A 20,341-nucleotide genomic window follows, 5' to 3' on the forward strand; every position below is an offset into this window, starting at 1 on the left:
ATCCTTGTTTATGTGACAACAAATTGAAATTAAAGCGTAAAGTATCCGACATGCCGTCACGTCGGGCTCCCTGGCAGTGGCCAGAGGCATAAACGCATGTCGCCCGTCAGTCCAAACATTCTTTCCAACCTTGCAAAGCGTGGTTTCCGGGCTCTGCACCTTTGGCCGGATATCGTGGCATGTGCCGACAATCACCGCAAGGTTGACACGATCCGAAAACGCAATGTATGGGTCTAAAATATATACCCAGCGCATTGTGCATTCATCGCTTCGCCGCACCTCCGCCTTTTCCTTCAGACAGGGCTTCCCGCAGACATTCGGTTCCTGCCCATCGCTGCGTCATTGTGAGCACCATTTTTGCTGAGAATATAGAGAAGTCGATAATGACATTGTATTTCAGGAACATTCACCTCATACGAATTGGATTGCGAGCATGACCACACGACAGATTCCCCGGCGCAATGCCGAAGAGACGGACTCCGCCGCACCCAAAAGGCGAACCGTCGTCCTGTTCGGAGAGATCCTGGCCGACGTGTTTCCCGACCGCAGCGTCCTCGGCGGCGCGCCCTTCAACGTCGCGCGGCATCTGGCCGCTTTCGGGTTGGACACGCTGCTCGTCTCCCGCGTTGGCGACGACGACTTGGGCCGGGAAATCCTCGCGGCCATGGCCTCGGCCGGCATGGATGCCCAGGCGGTGCAGATCGACGGCGACCTCCCCACGGGGCGGGTGCTGGTGCGCATGGAGACGGAGGGGCACCGTTTCGAAATCCCGCCCGCACAGGCCTTCGACTTCATCGATCCCGCAGCGGCCCGCGCGGCGGCCTCCCTCAGTGAGCCGGCCATGGTCTACTTCGGCACCCTGAGCCAGCGCGGCGACGTTTCCCGCACCGCCCTGGAGGCCGTTCTGGCGGCGGTCCGCGCACCGCGGTTCGTGGACCTCAACCTGCGCGAGCCCTGGTACACGGAGGACGCGATCCGCTTTTCGCTGGAGCGGGCCGACATCCTCAAGATCAACGCCGAGGAGCTCATGACCCTCGGACGACTGCTCGGTCTGGACGGAGAGGACCAGGAGGACCGCGTCCGCTCGCTGATGCGCGACTTCGGCATCGGCCGCGCCATCGTGACCTGCGCCGAGGAAGGCGCCTGGCAGGTCATGGAGAACGGGCAGTGGACCGCGACGCCCCTGGCCTTCGGGCAGCCGGACGTCGTCGACACCGTGGGCGCCGGGGACGGGTTCGCGGCCGTGTGCATCCTCGGCGCGGTTGAGGGCTGGCCCCTGCCGGAAACCCTGAACCGGGCCGACGCCTTTGCCAGGACCATCTGCGGCCTGCGCGGCGCCGTGCCGGACAGCGCCGACTTCTACAGGCCCTTTCTCCGGGAGTGGCATCCATGAGCGCCCGCAGGCGTACGGAAAAGGCGCCCCTGTTCATCGTGCTCCTGAGCGTGCACGGCCTGGTCCGTGGGCACGACCCCGAGCTGGGGCGTGATGCGGACACGGGCGGGCAGGTCAAGTACGTGGTGGAGCTGCTTCGAGCCCTGGGCGAGAGCCCGAAGGTCGAAAGGGCGGTGCTGCTGACCCGGCGCGTCGCGGACCCGGCCGTCAGCGCGGATTACGCCGTGGCGGAGGAACCCCTGTCCGCAAAGGCGTCCATCGTGCGCATGGAGTGCGGCGAGGAGGGGTACATCCGCAAGGAGCTCCTCTGGGACCATCTCGACAGCTTCTCCGACAACGTCGTGACCTTCCTGCGCAGCCAGGACCGCCTGCCCGACGTCATCCACAGCCACTATGCCGACGCCGGGTACGTCGGCGCCCGGCTGGCCAACCAGCTTGGCATCCCGCTGATCCACACCGGCCACTCCCTTGGGCGCAGCAAGCGCCTGCGGCTGCTGGCCGGCGGCGCCACGCGCCTCCAGCTCGAAGCGACCTACAACATTTCGCGCCGCATCGAAGCCGAGGAGACGACCTTGAGCGTGGCCGAGCGCGTCATCACCAGCACCCGGCAGGAGATCGAGGAGCAGTACGGCCTCTACGACTTCTACCAGCCCGAGCGCATGCGCGTCGTCCCGCCCGGCACGGACATGTCGCGCTTTCACCCGTCACGGGCAAACGAGTGGGGCGCGGACATCGGGCGAGAGCTCAGGCGGTTCCTGAAGCGCAGCTCCAAGCCCATGATCCTGGCCCTGTCGCGGCCCGACCCGAAGAAGAACATCGTCACGCTCATCGACGCCTACGGGGAATCCCCGGAGCTGCAGGAGGCCGCCAACCTGGTCGTCGTGGCCGGCAACCGCGACGACATCCAGGACATGGACGACGGCGCGCGGGGGGTGCTAAGCGACATCCTGCTGGCCGTCGACCGCCACGACCTGTACGGCAGGGTCGCGTACCCCAAGCACCACAAGCCCGAGGAGGTGGCCGTCCTCTACCGTCTGGCCGCCGCGTCGCGCGGGGTCTTCGTCAACCCCGCCCTGACGGAGCCCTTCGGGCTGACGCTACTCGAAGCCGCAGCCTGCGGACTGCCGCTGGTGGCCACCGAGGACGGGGGGCCGCGGGACATCCTCGGGAACTGCGAAAACGGATACCTGATCGACCCGCTGGACAAGGAGGCCATGGCCGCGACGCTGCTGCGGACCATCACGGACAGAGAAGCCTGGCGTCGCTTCTCCAGGAACGGGATCGCCGGCGTGCGCCGTCACTACTCCTGGGACGCCCACGTTAAGAAATACCTCGGCCTGGTCCGTCCGCTGGTGGACAAGACCGAACAGCTCCCGCGCGCCTGCCCCATCATCCTGCAGGGGGTGGCGCGCAAGCGGGCCCTGTTCGCGGAGCTGGACCTGAGCCTGCTGGGGGACGAGGCGTCCCTGCAGGAACTGGTCAGGACCCTGCGCAGCCTGCGCAAATCCGTCATCTTCGGCATCGTCACGGGGCGGCGCCTCGACGACGCCCTGGCAACCCTGCGCAGGCACCGCATCCCGCAGCCCGACGTGCTCATCTCGGGGCAGGGCACCGAGATCCACTACGCCCCGGACCTGACCCAGGACACCACCTGGGAGAGGCACATCGACCACCTCTGGACGCCGGGACTGGTCCGCAAGGCCCTGCGGGACATCCCGGGCCTGACCCTGCAGCCCAAGAAATTCCTGAGCGCCTTCAAGGTCAGCTACTACATCGACACCAACGTCATCGGCGAGCAGGAGGTCAGGCAGTTCCTGCAGCGCGCCGAGCAGACGGCGAACGTCATCGTCTCCTTCGAGCAGTACCTCGACGTGCTGCCCGTACGGGCCTCCAAGGGCCTGGCCCTGCGCTGGTGCGCCGAGCACCTGGACTTCCCCCTGGAGAACACCCTGGTGGCCGGCGTCACGGGCGCCGACGCCGACATGCTCCGCGGCAACACCCTGGGCACGGTCGTCAACAACCGGCACCTCGCCGCCGAACTCTCGGGCCTGGCCGAAACCGACACCATCTATTTCGCCGCGGCCTCCCATGCCGGGGGCATCCTCGAAGCCATGGAGCATTACGGTTTCCCGAGCCCGGAGGAGGGCGCATGAGGCGGCTGCTCCTGTGCACTGACCTGGACCGGACCCTCATCCCCAACGGCCCGCAGCCCCTGTCGCCCGACGCACCGCGCCTCTTCGCCCGCCTGGTCGCCCGCGCCGAGGTCTGCCTGGCCTATGTCACCGGACGCCACAAGGCCCTCATCGAGGGCGCCATCCGCGAGTTCCGGCTGCCCTGGCCGGATTTCGCCGTGGCCGACGTGGGTGCGACCATTTACCGCGCGGTGGCGGATGTTTGGGCCCCATGGCCCGACTGGGAGGCGCACATCGCGCCGGACTGGGCGGGCATGACCTCCGCGGACCTGCACAAGGTGCTGGGCCCGGCGTGGGGGCTTGAATTGCAGGAAGAGGAAAAGCAGGGCCCCTACAAGCTGAGCTATTACGCGCCCCTCGACTGGGACCATGAGACGCTGACGGGACGCATGGCCGCGGCCCTGGACCGGAAGTCCATCCGGGCCGCCCTGGTCTGGAGCGTGGACGGTCCGGCCGGGGTGGGGCTTCTGGACGTGCTGCCGGCCCGGGCCGGGAAGCTTTCCGCCATCCGCTTCCTGATGCGGCGGGAAGGTTTCGCCCCGGACGAGACGCTCTTCGCCGGTGACAGCGGCAACGACCTGGACGTGCTGGCGAGCGAGATCCCGGCCGTGCTCGTGGCCAACGCCGACGCGGAGGTCAGGAGGCGGCTGGAGGGCAAGAAGCCCCTGCACATGGCCGGGGGCTATCTGGGCATGAACGGCAACTACGCCGCCGGCATTCTCGAAGGGGCCGCGCATTTCTGGCCCGAGGCCGACGCGTGGCTGCGTAAGTTCCATGAAGACAAGGAGAACTGATGTACGAACAGGCTTCCCATGCACTGCTGAACGAAATCCTGGCCAAGCTGAACCCCGAAATCGGCAAGTACAGGCTGCGCCGTTTCTACACGCGCCTGGGGGCGAATTTCTACGCCATCTACTCCCTGTTCAAGCTCCTCTACGGGGATCGCCCCGACTTCAGGGAGCAGATGGTCCGCCTGGTCGAGACCCTGGCCATGCGCTACATCGAGCGCGACCCGGCCCTGCGGCGCTCGGACATCGCCCGCGAGGTCAACTTCAACTGGTTCCTGCACCAGAAGTGGGTGGCCATGACCCTGTACTGCGACCGCTTCGCCAACAATCTGCAAGGCCTCAAGGAAAGGCTGCCCTACATGCAGGAACTCGGCGTGAACATGGTCCACGTCATGCCCATCCTCGACTGCCCCCCCGACAACAACGACGGGGGCTACGCCGTGCGCGACTTCAGAAAAATCGACGAACGGTACGGCGCCATGGACGACCTTCTGGAGCTGTCGGCGACCATGCGCAGCAGGGAAATGCTGCTGGTCCTGGACGTGGTGGTCAACCACACCTCCGAGGAGCACGAGTGGGCCGCGCGGGCTCGGGCCGGCGAGAAGACGTACCAAGATTACTACTACGTCTTCGATGACCGCGACATCCCCGACGCCTACGAGGAGGCCATGCCCGAAATCTTTCCGGCCACGGCCCCGGGCAATTTCACCTGGGACGAAGCCATGGGCAAGTGGGTCATGACGGTCTTCAACACCTACCAGTGGGACTTGAACTACCGCAATCCGGCCGTGCTCATCGAGATGATCGACATCATCCTCTACTGGGCCAACCGCGGAGCCGACATCCTGCGTCTCGACGCCGTGGCCTTCCTTTGGAAGAAGATCGGGAGCACCTGCCAGAACGAGCGCGAGGCGCATCTCATCCTGCGCCTGATGAAAGATTGCTGCCAGGTCACGGCGCCGGGTGTGCTGTTCATCGCCGAGGCCATCGTCGCGCCGGGCGAAATCTCCAAGTATTTCGGAGAGCACGCCATCTACGCCAAGGAGTGCGAGATCGCCTACAACGCCACCCTCATGGCCCTGCTGTGGGACGCCGTGGCCACCAAGAACGCCAAGCTCCTGGTGCAGGGCGTGGGCAACCTGCCGCAGAAGCTGGAGCGAGCCACGTGGCTCAACTACGTGCGCTGCCACGACGACATCGGGCTGGGTTTCGACGACGAGGACGTGCGCGCGGCCGGGTACGATCCCGCCCTGCATCGCTCCTTCCTCATCGACTACTTCACCGGGGACTACCCGGCCTCGCCGTCCTGCGGCATGCCTTTCGGCACCAACGAAAAGACCGGCGATGCGCGCATCGCCGGTTCCCTGGCCTCCCTCGTGGGCCTCGAAACGGCCTTGAAAAGCGGGGACGAAGGGGCCGTGGATGCGGCCGTGAAGACGATTCTCCTCCTGCACGGCGTCATCCTGTCCTTCGGAGGGATGCCGCTGCTGTACTACGGCGACGCCATCGGCACCCTGAACAACATGGATTTCCTGGAAAACCCCGCCACCCAGCACGACACGCGCTGGCTGCACCGCTCGCGCTTCGACTGGGACAAGGCGGCCAGGCGACACGAGCACGGCACGGTGGAGCAGCGCATCTTCTCGGGCCTCAAGCACCTCATCGCCCTGCGCAAGGAAATCCCGGCCTTCGCGGACTTCGACAACCGCCAGATCATCCCCATGGGCAACCCGAACCTGCTGGCCTATTCGCGCACGGACCCGGAGAACTGCAGATGCAGGGTGCTGGTGGCCGCCAACCTCAACGTCGAGCCTCAGGCCATGGCGGTCGAGGACATCTCCGCGCACGAATTCTTCCAGCACGGCGCCATGACGGATATGTGCACCGGGGAAGCGGTCCCGGTAGAGGACGGCCGGATCACCGTACCGCCCCTGTCCTTCTTCTGGCTTTCCGACTGACGCCGCCCCCTCCCTTTCCAGCTGCGCATCCGCTGCACGGCAAGGGAGGGAACCACCCCGCACATCCCCGTCATTCCTCCCAGAGTCGACCCCGCCGCCGCGGACGGACCCCGCTGGCGTCTGGCAGGCTTCCGCCGGCCTGAATTGTCACGCGTCCGTCACCGAGTTGTCGCATTCTTCCTGCATTCATCGCGCACAAGACCTCTGACATTTTCCGGAGTCGCTTTCCTCCTTTCTCTTCGACGAACAGGATTCGCCATCTATGAACAACTCTCTGGGATTTCAGACAAAACTCTCGATCGTGACTATCATCATCGTCCTTGTGACGGTTCTGTGTCTCTCGGTTTCACAGATAATCATGGCCAACACGGACGCCCTGCGGCAGGGGCGCGACGGGCTGACGCGCATCTCGGCCACCCTGGCCGAATCCGTGGCATTGCAGCACACCCTCATGCAGAAGAAGCTGCGCATCGACCGCGACATCATGAAAACCCAGTTCGAACTGAGCGGATTCCCGGTGCCCGAGGTGCTCATGGAAGTAGAACTGGAACTGGTCGACCAGGACAGCGGAGAAAAGGTCACGGCCATCCTGCCGGCCCTCAAGCACGGCTCGGTCTACCTGCACGAAGACAACGCCGTGGCGCGCAAGGTGGCGGAACTGACGGGTGGGACGGCCTCCATCCTCCAGCTGCACGAAGGCAGGCTGGTCCGAGTGTCCACGTCTCTGGAAACGGCCGAGCACCAGTGGGGCAAGGGCTCCTTTCTGGGCGAGGGAACTCAGGCCCTTCAAGCGATTCGGGCCGGGCAGCCGTGGGAAGGCCTTGTCTGGCTGGGCGGGGCGTGGCGCATGGCGGCCTACGTGCCCTTCACGGACCTGACCGGGACGGAGGTGCTGGGCGCCCTGGAGATCGCACACCCGTTGATCAGCGACGCCTTCGCGCATTTCGTGCGCGGTGTGGGCGTCGGCGGCCACGGCGGCACCATGGCTTTTGATGACCAGGGACGCAGTGTCATCGACATGCCCGAGAACCCGGTAGAGTCCGGGGCTATCGTTTCGGCCGGCAACGGGGTGCGGCACAAGACCCTGGAGGCCGGCGGCAGGAGCCTTGAAGTGGCCCTACACCATTTCGAGCCCTGGGGCCTGACCTTCGCCACCTGGGTCGCCACTGACGACCTCATGGCCGGGGTCAAGGGGCGGCTGATCAAAAATGCCCTGACGAGCATGATCTTGCCCCTGGTCCTGTCGGTCATCCTCATCGGCGTGGGCGGGCGGGTCCTGCTCTCGCCGGTGCGGCGCATGGCCCAGTTGGCCGACGAAGTGGCCGCGGGCAACTACACCGCGACCATCGACTACCCGGCCCGCGACGCCATCGGGCGTCTGGCGGACTCCCTGAACGCCATGGTCGCCGGCAACCGCGAGGTGCTGGCGGAAATCGTTTCAGCCACGGGATCGCTTTCCGCGGCCTCGCAGGAGCTCGGGGACACGTCCCGGGGCCTGTCCGAGAACACCTCCGGTACGGCCAGGCGCGCCCGGGCCGTGCACGACTCGGCCCTGACTGTGAGCGGGAACATGCATTCCGTGTCCGCGGCCATGGAGCAGGCCTCGATCAACGTCGGAACGGTGGCTGCCTCGACGTCCGACCTGGCCGCGACCATCCAGGGCGTGGCCCAGAGCGCCGATCTGGCCAGGCGCACGACTTCGGACGCCGTGGCCAAGGCCGCCGAGACCACGCGCCACATGCGAGAGCTGGGCAAATCCGCCAGAGAGATCGGCACCGTGACCGCGACCATCGCGTCCATCTCCTCGCAGACCAACCTCCTGGCCCTGAACGCGACCATCGAGGCGGCCAGGGCCGGGGCCGCGGGGCGCGGCTTCGCCGTGGTCGCCGGGGAGATCAAGGAACTCTCGCAGCAGACTTCGGCCGCTACGGAGAACATCCGGCGGACCGTCTCGGCCATCCAGAGCGTGACCGAGGTCACGGCCAGGGAGATCGGGGAGATCATCGCCGTTATCGAGGACATGAATGAAACCGTCACATCCATCTCCGCGGCCATGGAAGAGCAGAGCCTCATGACGCGGGATATTTCGGTGAATGTCGGCCAGGCGGCCCACGGCATCGCCGAGATCACCTCGGGCGTCACATCGAGCTCCGGCATGACCCGTGACATCAGCCACGATATCGAGGGCGTCATGGGCGCCGCCGACTCCATGCAGGAGGAAAGCGCCGTGGTCCTGCAGCGCGCCGAAAGCCTGGCGACACTGGCCGGACGCCTGCAGGAACTGGTGGGGCGCTTCCGCTTCTAGTCCAGCGGATCGAGCCGAAGCACCTGCCCCGGATCATGGTCAGTCAGGAGCCAGAGGCTCCCGTCGGGACCGAGCCGTACGTCGCGGATGCGCCGGCCCAAACCATCCAGCAGGCGCTCCTCCTCGACCACCACCTCGCCGGCCAGTCGCAGCCTGGCCAGATGGCGCTGCACCAGCGCCCCCACGAAAAGATCGCCCTGCCAGCGGCCGAACCTGTCCGCGGCGTAAAAGGCCATGCCCGACGGTGCGATGGATGGAATCCAGTGATGCAGCGGGTCGGCCATGCCCGGCATGTGCTTCAGGCCGTCGCCGATGCGGAAGCCCGTGTAGTCGATGCCCAGGGTGACCACGGGCCAGCCGTAGTTCACGCCGGGCCGGATGACGTTGATTTCGTCACCGCCGCGGGGGCCGTGCTCGTGGGTCCAGACTTCGCCCGTTTCGGGGTGGACGGCCATGCCTTGGACGTTGCGGTGGCCGTAGCTGAAGATCTCGGGCCGGGCGCCGGGCGTGTCCACGAAGGGGTTGTCCTCGGGGATGCGGCCGTCGTCGTGCAGGCGCACGATCTTGCCGGCCAGGTCGTCCAGGCGCTGGGCGCGTTCCATGTCGCCCCGGTCGCCGATGCTGACGTAGAGGTATCCCTGGGGGTCGAAGGCCAGGCGGCCGGCGAAATGGACACGCCCCCGGGATGCCGGTTCGGCGCGCAGCAGCACGTCCACGTCCGAGAGGGTGTCCTTTTCAAACCTGGCGCGGGCCACGTGGGTGGTGGCCCCGCCGTCCAGGTCTGCGGCGTAGCTGAAGTAGAGCAGGCGGTTGGTGCGGAAGTCGGGATGTGGCAGCAGGTCCAAAAGGCCCCCCTGGCCCATGACGCGGACATCCGGCAGGCCCCGCACCGCTTCGGGCAGCAGACGGCCGCCTCGGATGACCCGCAGCCGCCCCTCGCGTTCGCTGACCAGGATGTCGCCATCTGGCAGGAAGGCCAGGGCCCAGGGATGTTCGAGGCCTCCGGCCACGACGGTGACGCGGAAGCGGTGATGCCTGGAGGAGAAGTCCTGGGCGAACGCATCGTGCCCGGAACAGACAAGGACAAGAAGAAAGGCGGCAAAAAATCCCGTACGGATGGCGGACAAACTCATGGCGGACCTCCCGGAAGCGGTTGGGTCGAACCATAAGCATAACTCGCCTGGGCGGTTTGGCAAGAAAGCGAGAGGACTGGGACGGGCGGCCGGTTCCTGTCAGACCGGCCGCCCAGGGAGGGAAGGGATGACTAAAGCTTTTCGACGTTCTTCGACAGGTAGTCGGCCACGCCGCCCGCGTCGGGCTTCATGCCGGTGTCGCCCTTCTGCCAGCCGGCCGGGCAGACCTCGCCGTACTTCTCGGTGAACTGCAGGGCGTCCACGAGGCGGATCATCTCGTCCACGTTGCGGCCCAGGGGCAGATTGTTGACCTGCTGGTGCTGGACCACGCCGTCGCGGTCGATGAGGAAGGACGCGCGCAGGGCCACGCCGGCCTCGGGATGCTCGATGCCGTAGGCCTGGGCGATCTCGTGCTTGACGTCGGCGACCATGCGGAAGCCGATGGGGCCGATGCCGCCCTGTTCGACGGGCGTGTTGCGCCAGGCGAAGTGGGTGAACTGGGAGTCGATGGACACGCCGACAAGCTCCACGCCGCGCTCGCGGAACTCCTTGAGGCGCTTGTCATGGGCGATGATCTCCGTCGGGCAGACGAAGGTGAAGTCCAGGGGCCAGAAGAAAAGAACGACATATTTCCCGCGCAGGGAAGAAAGGGTGAAATCGTCGATTCCGCCGCCGGGGGTTACGGACGGGGCGGTGAAGTCGGGTGCGGTCCTGGTGACGAGTACGCTCATGGTCTTACTCCTTATGAATGAGAGAGTGATGTGCATGTGTGATGGAAGTTCTTATTAATAGTAATTATTCTCGTCAAGCAAAAAATTAACCTTGTCTAATATATTGCCCGGATCGTAACGGTCGTCCGATCCTGAAAGAGGAGTGACGCGCCCTTTTCCCGGAAATACGGGCGCTGTCTGCACCCCGGCCGCAAACTCACGACGCTCCAAGGGCGCTCAAAAAACATGAAAACAAGGACCGATCGGTGAAATACAAAGCTGTCGTTTTTGATATGGACGGAACCCTGCTCGATACCCTGGAGGACCTGGCGGACGCCATGAACCGCGTCCTGGAGGCCAAGGGGCTGCCCGTCCACCCCGTGGACGCCTACCGCTTCTTCGTCGGGAGCGGGGCCAGGAACCTCGTCCTGCGCACGCTGCCCGCCGACCGGCAGGACCTGGCCGCGGAGTGTCTGCAGGGTTTCCTGAAGGAATACGAGGCCAACTGGAGGGTCAAAACCCGCCTTTACGACGGGGTGGCCGAACTGCTCGACGTCCTGGCCGCCAGGAGCATCCCCATGGCGGTGCTGACCAATAAGCCACAGGAGTTCGCCGAACTGTGCATGGGCGCGTTCCTCCCGGACTGGGACTTCGCCCTGACCCTGGGGCAGATGCCCGGCGTTCCGGTCAAGCCGGACCCGGCCGGGCCGCGGCAAGTGATACGGCACCTGGGCGTGGCGCCGGAGGAGATACTCTACCTCGGCGACACGGACGTGGACATGCACACTGCCGTGGGCGCCGGGATGTTCCCCGTAGGCGTGACCTGGGGTTTTCGGCCCGCCGACGAACTGCGGGCCTCGGGCGCGGCCGTGGTCATCGACCACCCCATGGAGCTTCTGGAACTGCTCGCTTGATGGACGGCCGCGGGAAAACGATCCCGCCACACTGAAATTCCCCATCCCCGGACGGTCGGCGGTCTCCCAAGGCCGCCGGCCGTCCGTGCCTTTTTCAGCGCCTGCGCGCCACGGCCGCGCCTTCGAAGAGCCCCTGAAAGAAATTGGCGGCGTTCACGCCCAGGGACCGGATGCGGTAGCCGCCTTCCTGCACGACCAGCGTATGCCTGCCGAGGCTCCCGATCAGCTTTCCGTTGCGCAGGAAATCCCTGGCCTGCAGGTCCCAGGTGCCCGTCGGGTCGCCCTTGGCCGGATCCAGACCCAGCCCGACGATCAGGAAGGCCGGGTCGAAATCGGCGATGAAGGCCAGGGCGCGGCGCAGCACCTCGGCGTACCGCTCGCCGCCCATCTTCTCGGGCAGGGCGTAGTTGCGGTTGAAGCCGTAACCGGGCCCTTCGCCGATCTCGTCCGCGAAGCCGCTGAAGTACGGGTAGGCGAAGCTCGGGTGGCCGTGGATGGAGACAGTCAGTACGTCGCTGCGTTCGTAGAAGATGTTCTGGGTGCCGTTGCCGTGGTGGTAGTCCACGTCGAGGACCGCCACCCGGCCGTGGGCGCAGAGGCGCTGGGCCACAACGGCGGCCGTGTTGAAGTAGCAGAAGCCGCCGAAGGCCCGGCGTTCGGCGTGGTGTCCGGGGGGCCGGACCAGGGCGTAGGCCAGGCGGCGGCCGGCCAGGATCTCCTCGGCGGCCGTCAGCCCGCAGTCCACGGCCCCGCGCGCCGCGGCGTAGGCGTTGCCGTTCAGGGGCGTGAAGGTGTCGATGCAGTAGTAGCCCGCGCGCACGGCCAGTTCCTTGGGCGGCCGGGCCGCGTTGCGGATGGGGAAGACGTAGGGATAGACGGATTTCTTTTCGGGCAGCGTGGCGCAGACGGTCTTGAAATAGGACACGAACTGGCGGTCATGGACCTGCGTGATGTGCCGCTCCGAGAAATGCCTGGCCTCGCGGCGCTCGAACAGCCCCGACTTCTCGATCTCGCGCAGGATGGAGCTCATTCGCACCGGCGATTCGACGTAGCCGCGCTCCCGCACATGGTGGATGGAATGCTTCTCGTTGCAGACCAGGGCGATGCGCCGGTCGGCGCTGATGACCGGCGGCTTTGCGGAAACGGCCTCCTTCACGTAGCGGGGACTGCGCAGGGCCAGGGGGCCGGGCGGGATGGAGTCGAGAACCATGCGCACGTACTCAGGAGAGCATTTCCCCTTGTACTTGCGTTCCAGAACGGCCCGAATGACGTGCCGGGCGCGGTCGCGCGTCAGCCGGAACGGCTTGTCCAGAGGGTCGGCCACCAGATAGGGCGCGCAGTCGTCCTCGGGCGAGAGTGGGGTCTCGTAGGCCGTGTTGACGACCGGACGCGCCCCGTACCGTTCGTAGAAGCGCAGCCGCGCCACGTTCTCGCGCAGCAGTTCCGGGTCACGGCACAGGGCCGGGTCGTCGGGCAGGCATTCGAAGAAGAGGGCCGTGTCGCCCAGGGCCCTGGCCTCCTCGCGAACCCGCTCGTACAGGGCCGAGCCCACGCCGCGCCCGCCGTGGCGCAGGCTGACCGAGAGGTAGTCCAGGTAGCAAAAGCGCAGGTCCGAGAAATGACACAGCAGGCCGAACCCCTGCACCACCCGGCGCTGACCCTCGGCCACGAAGACGATGGTCCTGTACCCCTTGCCCAGCGGGTTCTTGAGGGTGGCCGGCAGGTTCTGCACCTCCTCGGCCGCGATGAGCGGAAACCGTTCGGCCAGAATGGCCTGCACCTGCTCGACGCGCTGGGCGTCGATGGGCACGGTGGTGTCGTAGATGGGGCGGATGCGGAACATGGGGCGCTCCTTTCGGTCTTCGAAAATTCGGATTCCGCATCTGCAGGGGCGTCCCGCTGCTCATGCGGAAAATGGATCGGCATGATACAGACCGGATTTTATCCCTGACATTTTCAAAGTCCATAGCAAAGGGGCGTGATTTCCGCATCGAAATCACGCCCCTTCGGATATCGGTCGAATGTTCGCTATTCCACCCAGTCAAACGTTCGGGTCACGGCCTTCTTCCAGCCGGCGAAGAGGGCCGCGCGGCGGGTTTCCTCCATGTCGGGGATCCAGCGCTTGTCCTCTTCCCAGTTGTTGTAGAGCTCCTCGCGGCCGGACCAGAAGCCCGACGCGATGCCGGCGGCGTAGGCCGCGCCGAGGCAGGTCGTCTCGGCCACCTTGGGGCGCACCACGGGCACGTTCAGGATGTCGGACTGGAACTGCATGAGCAGTTCGTTGAAGACCATGCCGCCGTCGGCCTTCAGCGTCTTCAGCTCCACGCCCGAGTCCTTGTTCATGGCCTCGACGATTTCCTTGGTCTGGTAGGCCGTGGCTTCGAGCACGGCGCGGGCGATGTGGTTGCGGTTGATGTACCGCGTCAGGCCGACCATGGCGCCGCGCGCGTCCGGGCGCCAGTAGGGGGCGTAGAGGCCCGAGAAGGCCGGCACGATGTACATGCCGCCCGTGTCCTCGACCTGGCGGGCCAGGTGCTCGATCTCGGGGGCCGAGGAGAACATCTGCAGGTTGTCCCTGAGCCACTGCACCAGGGCCCCGGCGATGGCGATGGAGCCCTCCAGGCAGTAGGAGGGTTTTCGGCCGCTGAACTGGTAGGCCAGGGTGGTGATGAGCCCGTGGCGGGACTGGATGGGCTCGTGGCCCGTGTGCATGAGCAGGAAGCAGCCCGTGCCGTAGGTGTTCTTGGCCTCGCCCGGCGCGAAGCAGGTCTGGCCCACCAGGGCCGCCTGCTGGTCGCCCACGGCGCCGCAGACCGGGACGCGCGCGCCCAGGGGGCCGTCCTCGCTGGTCGGGCCCCAGGTGGCGCTGTCGGACGAGGGCACGATGCGCGGCAGGCCCTGGGCCGGGATGCCCATGACCTTCAGGATGCCCTCGTCCCAGGCCAGGGTTTTGAGGTCCATGAGCATGGTGCGGCTGGCGTTGGTCACGTCGGACACGTGGGCGCCGCCCTTGGGGCCGCCCGTCAGCCACCAGATGATCCAGGTCTCGATGGTCCCGAACAGGGCGTTGCCCTTGTCGGCGGCGGCGCGGGCCTCGGGCACGTTGTCCAGGATCCAGCGGATCTTGGGGCCGGAGAAATACGTGGCCACGGGCAGGCCCGTCACGGCCCGGAAGCGGTCCTGGCCGCCGTCGGCCGTGAGTTCCTTACAGATGTCGTGGGTGCGCGTGCACTGCCAGACGATGGCGTTGTAGTAGGGCTTGCCCGTGAAGCGGTCCCAGACCACCGTGGTCTCGCGCTGGTTGGTGATGCCCACGGCCGAAAGCTCGGAACCCCTGATGCCGGACTTGGCCAGGGCTCCGCGGATGACGTCCTGGGTGTTGTTCCAGATCTCCATGGGGTCGTGCTCGACCCAGCCGGGCCTGGGGTAGATCTGCTCGTGCTCCTTCTGGTCCATGGCCACGATGCGGCCGTGCTCGTCGAAGATGATGAAGCGGCTGCTGGTTGTCCCCTGGTCGACTGCTCCTACGTAGCGGGCCATGTTCTCCTCCGAAGAAAGGGTTTACGGTGCGGTGACTCTACAGAAAAATCATTCTTTCTCAAGGCGGCCGAGCCACGGGGCGTCGGGGGCCAGGCCGAGGTCTTCCGGCGACAGGCCCAGGGCCAGGCCCAGGAGCTGCGGGAAGAGCACGGACGGGATGCCGCCGCCCCGGCCGAACTGCAGCTGGCAGTAGGTGCAGGCCGTGGCCAGCACGTCCGCGCCCGAAGCCGCCGCGCTGGCCAGCTTCTTGGCCATGAGCAGGTCCGAGATGGATTCGTCGCGGCCGCGCAAGGGGTAGCCGCAACACTCCAGGCGCAGCTCCCAGGGCAGCGGGACGGCCCCGGTCGCCGCCGCGACGCGTTCGAAAATGGTCGGCCCAAGGGGGTCGTCGAAATGGGTGACGGCGGCCGGACGCAGGGCGTGGCAGCCGTAGTGGCAGGCCAGCCGCAGGTTGCGCAGGGGGCGCGTGACGGCCTGCGACACCGTGTCCAGGCTCTCGTCCAGGACCTGCAGCAGATGGCGGACGCGGACGGTTTCGGGAAAGGGGAGCCCTTCCTCGGCCAACAGATCCTTCATGCGCTGCATGAGGTTTTCGTCCTGGGCGGTCTGGTGCCGGGCGTGCTGGAAATTGCCGAAGCAGCATTTGCACGGAGTCATGAGGTCGAGCCCGAGGTTCTGGGCCTGGGCCAGCCCGCGCAGGGCGGAGTAGACCGCGGCGTCCTGGCTCTCGTGGCGCACGGGGTAGCCGCAGCAGGCGAACTCCGTCCGCTCCAGGCCGATGCCCAGGCGTTCGCAGACGGCTTCGACGCTCAGTCCGTGGGCGGGCAGGTGGTGGGCGATCTTGCAGCCCGGAAAATAGGCGTAGCGCATCACGGCTTCCCCTTGTGGCGCAGGGTCCGGGCGCCGAGCTGGCGCAGTTCATAGAGAATGTCGGCCACGGGCACGCCCTGGGGGCAGTGCTCCTGGCACTTGTAGCAGGTCGTGCAGCTCCAGACCATGCGTGCGCCCAGGGTCTGGGCCTTGAGGCCCATGCGCAGGTAGTTCATGATCTGCTGGGGCGTCAGGTCCAGGTCGCGTTGCGGGTCCGTGCTCACGGCCACCACGGGGCAGACGCCCGTGCAGGTCGTGCACTGCACGCAGCCCCAGAAGGACTCGGCGCGGTCGGCCAGACCGGAGCCGCTGGCACCGACCTTGCCCAGGCGGCGCGAGGCAAGCTCGTGAGCCCACTCGCCGGCCGTGCGCTTGCGGATCTCGCCGTCCACCCCGGCCCTGCCGGCCTCCGACAACGCCGCCTTGGAGGATATCCAGAGATCCTGCAGGTCGATGCCGGCCGGGCAGACCTGGGTGCAGCGCAGGCATTCGGTGCAGATGTGGCTGCCTTCGACCAGGTCCGCCAGGCGCGCGCCGTCCAGGCTGCGGTCCAGCCAACTGCGCAGGTCCGCGAGCTTGTCCATGGGCAGTATGTCGGCATTGCCAAGGACGCGGCGGCTCGGCGCCACACTGCAGTGCAGGCTGCACTGGCCGCAGCGCGTGCAGGCCTCCAGGGCCAGGTTCCGGGCCGGAGGCGCGGCGGGAAAGCCGCTGTCCCGGCGACCGCCCCGGATCAGGAGATTGGCCGGTGAGGCCAGGGGATGCAGGAACTTGCCCCAGGGCAGCAGGGCCAGGACAAGAAAGGCCAAACCGACGTGCAGATGCCAGAAGATCGGGGGCATGGTCCGCGGAAGCACGACGCCTGCGGGCAGGGCGTCGGCCAGGGTCCGGGAGGCGAAGGCCGTGGCGGTTGGCGCGTGACACCCGGCGCATCGGTCCTCGTGCAGTTCGCGGCCCTGCTCCAGGATTTCCGAGGCCGTCGGCAGGAAGCGTTCGAAGCGAACGCCGTTCTCCCGCGCCCAGTGGGCCTGCAGGGCGATGAACTCGTCACCGTCGGCCTCGGGGAAAAAGTCGGCGACCATGCGCTCGAAGTCCGCGGGCGAGGCCATCTTTGCGGCCTCCAGCACGAAGCCGGTCAGAAGCACGGCGGCCAGCAGCCCCAGAAGCACCCAGTCCTGGACGCGGCTGAAGGCACGCAGCCGCCGCCCCCTGTGCCAGGCCAGCAGGCCAAGGCCCGCCAGGGCGGCCAGGCCCAGGGCGTTGCGGGCCGACTGCCAGGGCTCCAGGGTCGGCTCGTAGCCGGAAAAGAGGGGACGGGTCACGATCCCGTCCATGGCGTGCAGGATAAGCAGGGGCAGGAAGCCCAGGATGAGGAGCGTGTGTCCGGCCCAGCGGATCTTGCCGGTGCGCAGGGTGCGGCGCAGCAGGATGATGTCCGCCAGACCGGCGGCCAGGCCGCTTTTCCTGCGGTCCTGTTCGGGGGCGGCTGGCAGGCGGCTGCCGGGGCGGCCGTGGACGCGCCAGGCGAGACCCAGGACAAAGCTCAGACAGGCAAGGCCGAGTCCGGCGGAAAAGAAGTCCATGCCGCTCCCGCGTGTTTAGAGATTTTGGCTCAGCTCCCGCACCGCCTTGCAGGCCGTGGCGATGGCCAGGCCCGCGCCGCACTTCATGCGCATCCAGTCCTGGTGGGCCAGGATGGCCCCGGCGGCGTGGAGACGCGGGTGGAAGGGCCGGCCGTCGGCGCCGAGGGGCCGCAGGGCGGCGTCGGTTTCAAGCCCTGACTGGTTGATCTCGTGGCCGCGCGGGTCGAAGAACTCGGCCCGGTGCCAGTCCTCCCGCTTTTCGGGCTGGCGCACGGGCAGGTCGAACACGGCCTCGCGCACGGCGTGCCGGTCGGCCTTGAGCCCCTTGCCGAAGAAACGGCCGCTGGCCAGCACGGCGCCCCGCGCGGCGATGCGCACCGCCGTTGAACCGCTGCCGGCCGTGAAATGAAACATCTCGCCGGACACCTCGGCGGCGCTGACGAGCTTCTGCGTGTACGTCCGCACCCCCAGGGCGGGCAAGCCCCGGTCGAAGGCTGCGCGCAGGCGGGGCCCGGCGATGGATGGCGGCAGGGTAGGGATCTCGAAGACCCGGCGCCCCAGCAGCTCCTCCATGTGCCCGACCACGGCCATGGTGTCGGTCATGCCGAAGATGGCCGGAAACCCGACGAACCGCGCGTTCCCCAGCAGCGGCCGGACGGCCTCGGCCAGTTCGGTCCGTCTGGCCTGGTCGGCCATGCTCCAGGCCATGTGCTCGGGGTACAGTTCGCCCCCCATGCCGGGGAAGCGGACGCGGGCCGTGCGCAGCCCCGGCCAGTCCGCGCGCACCTCGGCGATCTGCCGGGCCGAGATGCCCTTGAGGCCGTGAAAATCGACCAGCAGGGTTGGAGCCTTGGCCTCCAACGCCTCCACCCCGCCCCAGGCGGAGCAGGGCAGCAGGTACGTGGGCTTGACAGTGCCGGCCGAAGTCAGGGCCAGGGTGTTGCGCCCAGGGCGGCCGGTGTAGCACAGGCCATTCTCTCCGAGAAATCCGGTGAACTCCTCCAGGGCGGCCGCAATCTCGTCGTCGGTCACATGGGCGTAGGGGTGCAGCGGCAGGTCCCGGCGCAGGGCGGCCAGGGCGGCGAAGGGATTCTCCCAGACGCGCTGCTCGGCCACGGGGTGCACGGCCATGAGGTCGATGAAGCCCGTGCTGAAGTCGATGCCGCCCGTGCCGCCGGCCTGGACCACGGACAGCCCCCGCCGCGCCGCGAACAGGCTGGCCGCCATCCCGGCGAAGCCCGAGCCGATGACCATGACATCATAAGTTTTCATGCCGACTCCTTGGCGACGGGCGTGCAGGCGCCCTCGTCGTCACGGGTGGAGGGGGGCGGCCCGAACTCGAGGTCCATGGAGCCGCAGTACAGGGCTTCCTGCAGGTCGGCCTGCATCAGCGGCACGCCCCACAGGATGGGCGAGAAGCCCCGCCAGCGGCGTTCGGTGAACGTTTTCAACTCGGCCAGCCCCTGCATCCCCTCGACCATGCCCCGGTCGTAGAGGTGGCCGGTCACGCGCTGGCCGCAGAAACCGCCCTGGCAGGGGCCCTTGCCCACGCGGCTGCGCATCCCGATGGCCTTGAGCATGGAGCGGCCGCGCATGGCCCCGGCCTCGTCGATGATGGAATCGATGACCCCGCGCGAAACCATCTCGCACTCGCACAGCACCAGGTCGTCCTCGGTGCGGCTGTCGACCCAGGCCCGAGGGCCCTTGCCGGGCTCGGTCCATTGGCCCAGAGTCGAGGCGGGCAGGGGTTCGGTCCGCGTCCGGCAGGGGGCCGAGACGCCCAGCTTGGCGCAGGCCAGGTCCGCGGCCTTCTCGGCCATGAGGCGGTAGGTGGTCAGCTTGCCGCCGGTGATGGTGATGAAATTTTCGAGACCGTCGGCGGCATGGTCCACGAGGGCGAAGCCGCGGCTCACGGCGCGGTCGTCGCCGGCCGGGCCCAGGGAGACCAGGGGCCGCACCCCGGCGTAGGCGCGGATGTAGCGCGTATGCTCCAGGATCGGCAGCATGGCCCGGGCGTCGTCGATGATACGGTCGGCCTCTGTCACGCTCGGGCGGCAGCCGTCGGGCGAGGCCACGCGGATGGAGGTCGTGCCGAGAATGGAGACCGTGCCGCCCGGCACGAGGATGTCGGCGTCGGAAGGTTTGCGCAGGCGGTTGATGACGCGCGTGGCGATGCGGTCCTGGGTGATCAGCAGGCTCCCCATGGAGAAGAGCATGCCGATGCGCGCCCCGGCCAGGGAGGCCACGCGCGCGGCCCAGGCCCCGGCGGCGTTCAGCACCAGGTCGGCCTCGATGCGCACGTCCTCGCCCGTGGTGATGTCCCGGCACAGCACGCGCACGATGCGCCCGTTCTCGACCTCCATGGACCGCGCGGCCAGGTTGCGGCGCATGGAGCTGCCCAGGCTCAGGGCCTGGGCGATGTTGTCCAGGGAAAGCATGAAGGGGTCCACGGCACCGTCCTGCACGGCAAAGGCGGCCACGAGGTCCGGGGAGAGGGCGGGCTCCATGACCCGGGCCGTGCCCAGGTCGAGGCCACGGCAGGGCACGGAGCTTGCGGCGCAGAGGCCGGGAAAATCGGCCACGTAGCGCTCGTCGTCGCCCCGCACGGCCACGAAGAGGCCGCCCGTGTCCTCGATGCACTGCGGCGCCAGACGACGCAGGATGTCGCCTTCCTCGCGACATTCCTCGGCCGCCTCCCGGTCCGAGGCCACGTAGCGCGCGCCGCTGTGCAGCAGCCCATGGTTGCCTCCCGACGCCCCGGAATTGACGTCGCGCTGTTCGATGAGCAGGGCCGGCACCCCGCGCAGGGCGAGGTCGCGCAGCAGTCCCGCGCCCGTGGCGCCGGCGCCGATGATCAGGACGCGGGTGTGGAGGGTGGTCATGCTTTCCCCGGTTGGCGTGAAACGCCGCAAAAGAATGAATGAAAGCGAACAAAGCGAACAGAAATACCCGTCG

14 protein-coding genes are annotated in these 20,341 nt (G+C 67.3%); 6 read left to right on the forward strand and 8 right to left on the reverse strand.

Features of this window, described 5'->3' with window-relative positions:
• The first annotated feature begins 433 nt into the window (after window positions 1–433).
• The 5 genes from ACYQ3G_RS10725 to ACYQ3G_RS10745 all read left to right on the forward strand — a co-directional run bounded on the left by ACYQ3G_RS10725 (window position 434) and on the right by ACYQ3G_RS10745 (window position 8,636).
• Window positions 434–1,393, forward strand: a complete 960-nt coding sequence (locus tag ACYQ3G_RS10725; protein WP_459825737.1) for a carbohydrate kinase family protein — start codon at window positions 434–436, stop codon at window positions 1,391–1,393.
• Window positions 1,390–3,546 (forward strand): HAD family hydrolase, encoded by a 2,157-nt coding sequence (locus tag ACYQ3G_RS10730; protein WP_459825739.1) that lies wholly within the window; start codon window positions 1,390–1,392, stop codon window positions 3,544–3,546. Before ACYQ3G_RS10725 ends, ACYQ3G_RS10730 begins: the two co-directional genes overlap by 4 nt.
• Window positions 3,543–4,379, forward strand: a complete 837-nt coding sequence (locus tag ACYQ3G_RS10735) for an HAD-IIB family hydrolase (protein WP_459825741.1) — start codon at window positions 3,543–3,545, stop codon at window positions 4,377–4,379. The genes ACYQ3G_RS10730 and ACYQ3G_RS10735 overlap by 4 nt, the downstream gene beginning before the upstream one ends.
• Entirely contained in the window at window positions 4,379–6,331 is a 1,953-nt protein-coding gene (locus ACYQ3G_RS10740; RefSeq protein WP_459825743.1) for an alpha-amylase family glycosyl hydrolase, read from the forward strand. Before ACYQ3G_RS10735 ends, ACYQ3G_RS10740 begins: the two co-directional genes overlap by 1 nt.
• 358 nt (window positions 6,332–6,689) lie before the next feature.
• Entirely contained in the window at window positions 6,690–8,636 is a 1,947-nt protein-coding gene (locus tag ACYQ3G_RS10745; protein WP_459825745.1) for a methyl-accepting chemotaxis protein, read from the forward strand.
• On the opposite strand, the gene ACYQ3G_RS10750 is transcribed toward ACYQ3G_RS10745, so the two are convergent.
• Together ACYQ3G_RS10750 and ACYQ3G_RS10755 are read right to left on the reverse strand one after the other, a co-directional pair.
• Entirely contained in the window at window positions 8,633–9,769 is a 1,137-nt protein-coding gene (locus ACYQ3G_RS10750; protein ID WP_459825747.1) for a PQQ-dependent sugar dehydrogenase, read from the reverse strand. The genes ACYQ3G_RS10745 and ACYQ3G_RS10750 overlap by 4 nt on opposite strands.
• Before the next feature lie 131 nt (window positions 9,770–9,900).
• Window positions 9,901–10,500: a peroxiredoxin gene (locus ACYQ3G_RS10755; RefSeq protein WP_459825749.1), complete on the reverse strand. Its 600-nt coding sequence runs from the start codon at window positions 10,498–10,500 to the stop codon at window positions 9,901–9,903.
• A gap of 245 nt (window positions 10,501–10,745) precedes the next feature.
• Here ACYQ3G_RS10755 and ACYQ3G_RS10760 point away from each other — a divergent pair, with 245 nt between their 5' ends.
• A complete protein-coding gene (locus ACYQ3G_RS10760) occupies window positions 10,746–11,393 on the forward strand; it encodes an HAD family hydrolase (RefSeq protein ID WP_459825751.1) in 648 nt (215 codons plus the stop codon).
• Window positions 11,394–11,487: 94 nt separating this feature from the next.
• Here the strand turns inward: ACYQ3G_RS10760 and ACYQ3G_RS10765 are convergent, their stop codons facing one another.
• The 6 genes from ACYQ3G_RS10765 to glpA all read right to left on the reverse strand — a co-directional run bounded on the left by ACYQ3G_RS10765 (window position 11,488) and on the right by glpA (window position 20,268).
• Window positions 11,488–13,236 (reverse strand): GNAT family N-acetyltransferase, encoded by a 1,749-nt coding sequence (locus ACYQ3G_RS10765; protein ID WP_459825753.1) that lies wholly within the window; start codon window positions 13,234–13,236, stop codon window positions 11,488–11,490.
• 185 nt (window positions 13,237–13,421) lie between these two features.
• Entirely contained in the window at window positions 13,422–14,933 is a 1,512-nt protein-coding gene (glpK, locus tag ACYQ3G_RS10770) for a glycerol kinase GlpK (RefSeq protein WP_459825755.1), read from the reverse strand.
• A 48-nt stretch (window positions 14,934–14,981) separates the two neighbouring features.
• On the reverse strand, window positions 14,982–15,803 hold the full coding sequence (locus ACYQ3G_RS10775) for a CoB--CoM heterodisulfide reductase iron-sulfur subunit B family protein (RefSeq protein ID WP_459825757.1): 822 nt from the start codon (window positions 15,801–15,803) through the stop codon (window positions 14,982–14,984).
• Complete coding sequence (locus tag ACYQ3G_RS10780; protein ID WP_459825759.1) at window positions 15,803–17,386, reverse strand: 4Fe-4S dicluster domain-containing protein; 1,584 nt, start codon at window positions 17,384–17,386, stop codon at window positions 15,803–15,805. The genes ACYQ3G_RS10775 and ACYQ3G_RS10780 overlap by 1 nt, the downstream gene beginning before the upstream one ends.
• A 15-nt stretch (window positions 17,387–17,401) precedes the next feature.
• Window positions 17,402–18,658, reverse strand: a complete 1,257-nt coding sequence (gene glpB / locus ACYQ3G_RS10785; RefSeq protein WP_459825761.1) for a glycerol-3-phosphate dehydrogenase subunit GlpB — start codon at window positions 18,656–18,658, stop codon at window positions 17,402–17,404.
• Window positions 18,655–20,268, reverse strand: coding sequence for an anaerobic glycerol-3-phosphate dehydrogenase subunit A (glpA, locus tag ACYQ3G_RS10790; RefSeq protein WP_459825763.1), 1,614 nt, complete (start codon window positions 20,266–20,268; stop codon window positions 18,655–18,657). The genes glpB and glpA overlap by 4 nt, the downstream gene beginning before the upstream one ends.
• Window positions 20,269–20,341: the final 73 nt, after the last annotated feature.

The organism is Desulfomicrobium salsuginis (genome assembly GCF_054657795.1).

Bases quoted from the DNA above. Each gene is read 5' to 3' on its own strand.
- glpA (WP_459825763.1), bottom strand. From the start codon at position 20,268: ATGACCACCCTCCACACCCGCGTCCTGATCATCGGCGCCGGCGCCACG.
- ACYQ3G_RS10765 (WP_459825753.1), bottom strand. From the start codon at position 13,236: ATGTTCCGCATCCGCCCCATCTACGACACCACCGTGCCCATCGACGCC.
- glpB (WP_459825761.1), bottom strand. From the start codon at position 18,658: ATGAAAACTTATGATGTCATGGTCATCGGCTCGGGCTTCGCCGGGATG.
- ACYQ3G_RS10735 (WP_459825741.1), top strand. From the start codon at position 3,543: ATGAGGCGGCTGCTCCTGTGCACTGACCTGGACCGGACCCTCATCCCC.
- ACYQ3G_RS10780 (WP_459825759.1), bottom strand. From the start codon at position 17,386: ATGGACTTCTTTTCCGCCGGACTCGGCCTTGCCTGTCTGAGCTTTGTC.
- ACYQ3G_RS10775 (WP_459825757.1), bottom strand. From the start codon at position 15,803: ATGCGCTACGCCTATTTTCCGGGCTGCAAGATCGCCCACCACCTGCCC.
- ACYQ3G_RS10740 (WP_459825743.1), top strand. From the start codon at position 4,379: ATGTACGAACAGGCTTCCCATGCACTGCTGAACGAAATCCTGGCCAAG.
- ACYQ3G_RS10730 (WP_459825739.1), top strand. From the start codon at position 1,390: ATGAGCGCCCGCAGGCGTACGGAAAAGGCGCCCCTGTTCATCGTGCTC.
- ACYQ3G_RS10725 (WP_459825737.1), top strand. From the start codon at position 434: ATGACCACACGACAGATTCCCCGGCGCAATGCCGAAGAGACGGACTCC.
- ACYQ3G_RS10750 (WP_459825747.1), bottom strand. From the start codon at position 9,769: ATGAGTTTGTCCGCCATCCGTACGGGATTTTTTGCCGCCTTTCTTCTT.
- glpK (WP_459825755.1), bottom strand. From the start codon at position 14,933: ATGGCCCGCTACGTAGGAGCAGTCGACCAGGGGACAACCAGCAGCCGC.
- ACYQ3G_RS10755 (WP_459825749.1), bottom strand. From the start codon at position 10,500: ATGAGCGTACTCGTCACCAGGACCGCACCCGACTTCACCGCCCCGTCC.
- ACYQ3G_RS10745 (WP_459825745.1), top strand. From the start codon at position 6,690: ATGGCCAACACGGACGCCCTGCGGCAGGGGCGCGACGGGCTGACGCGC.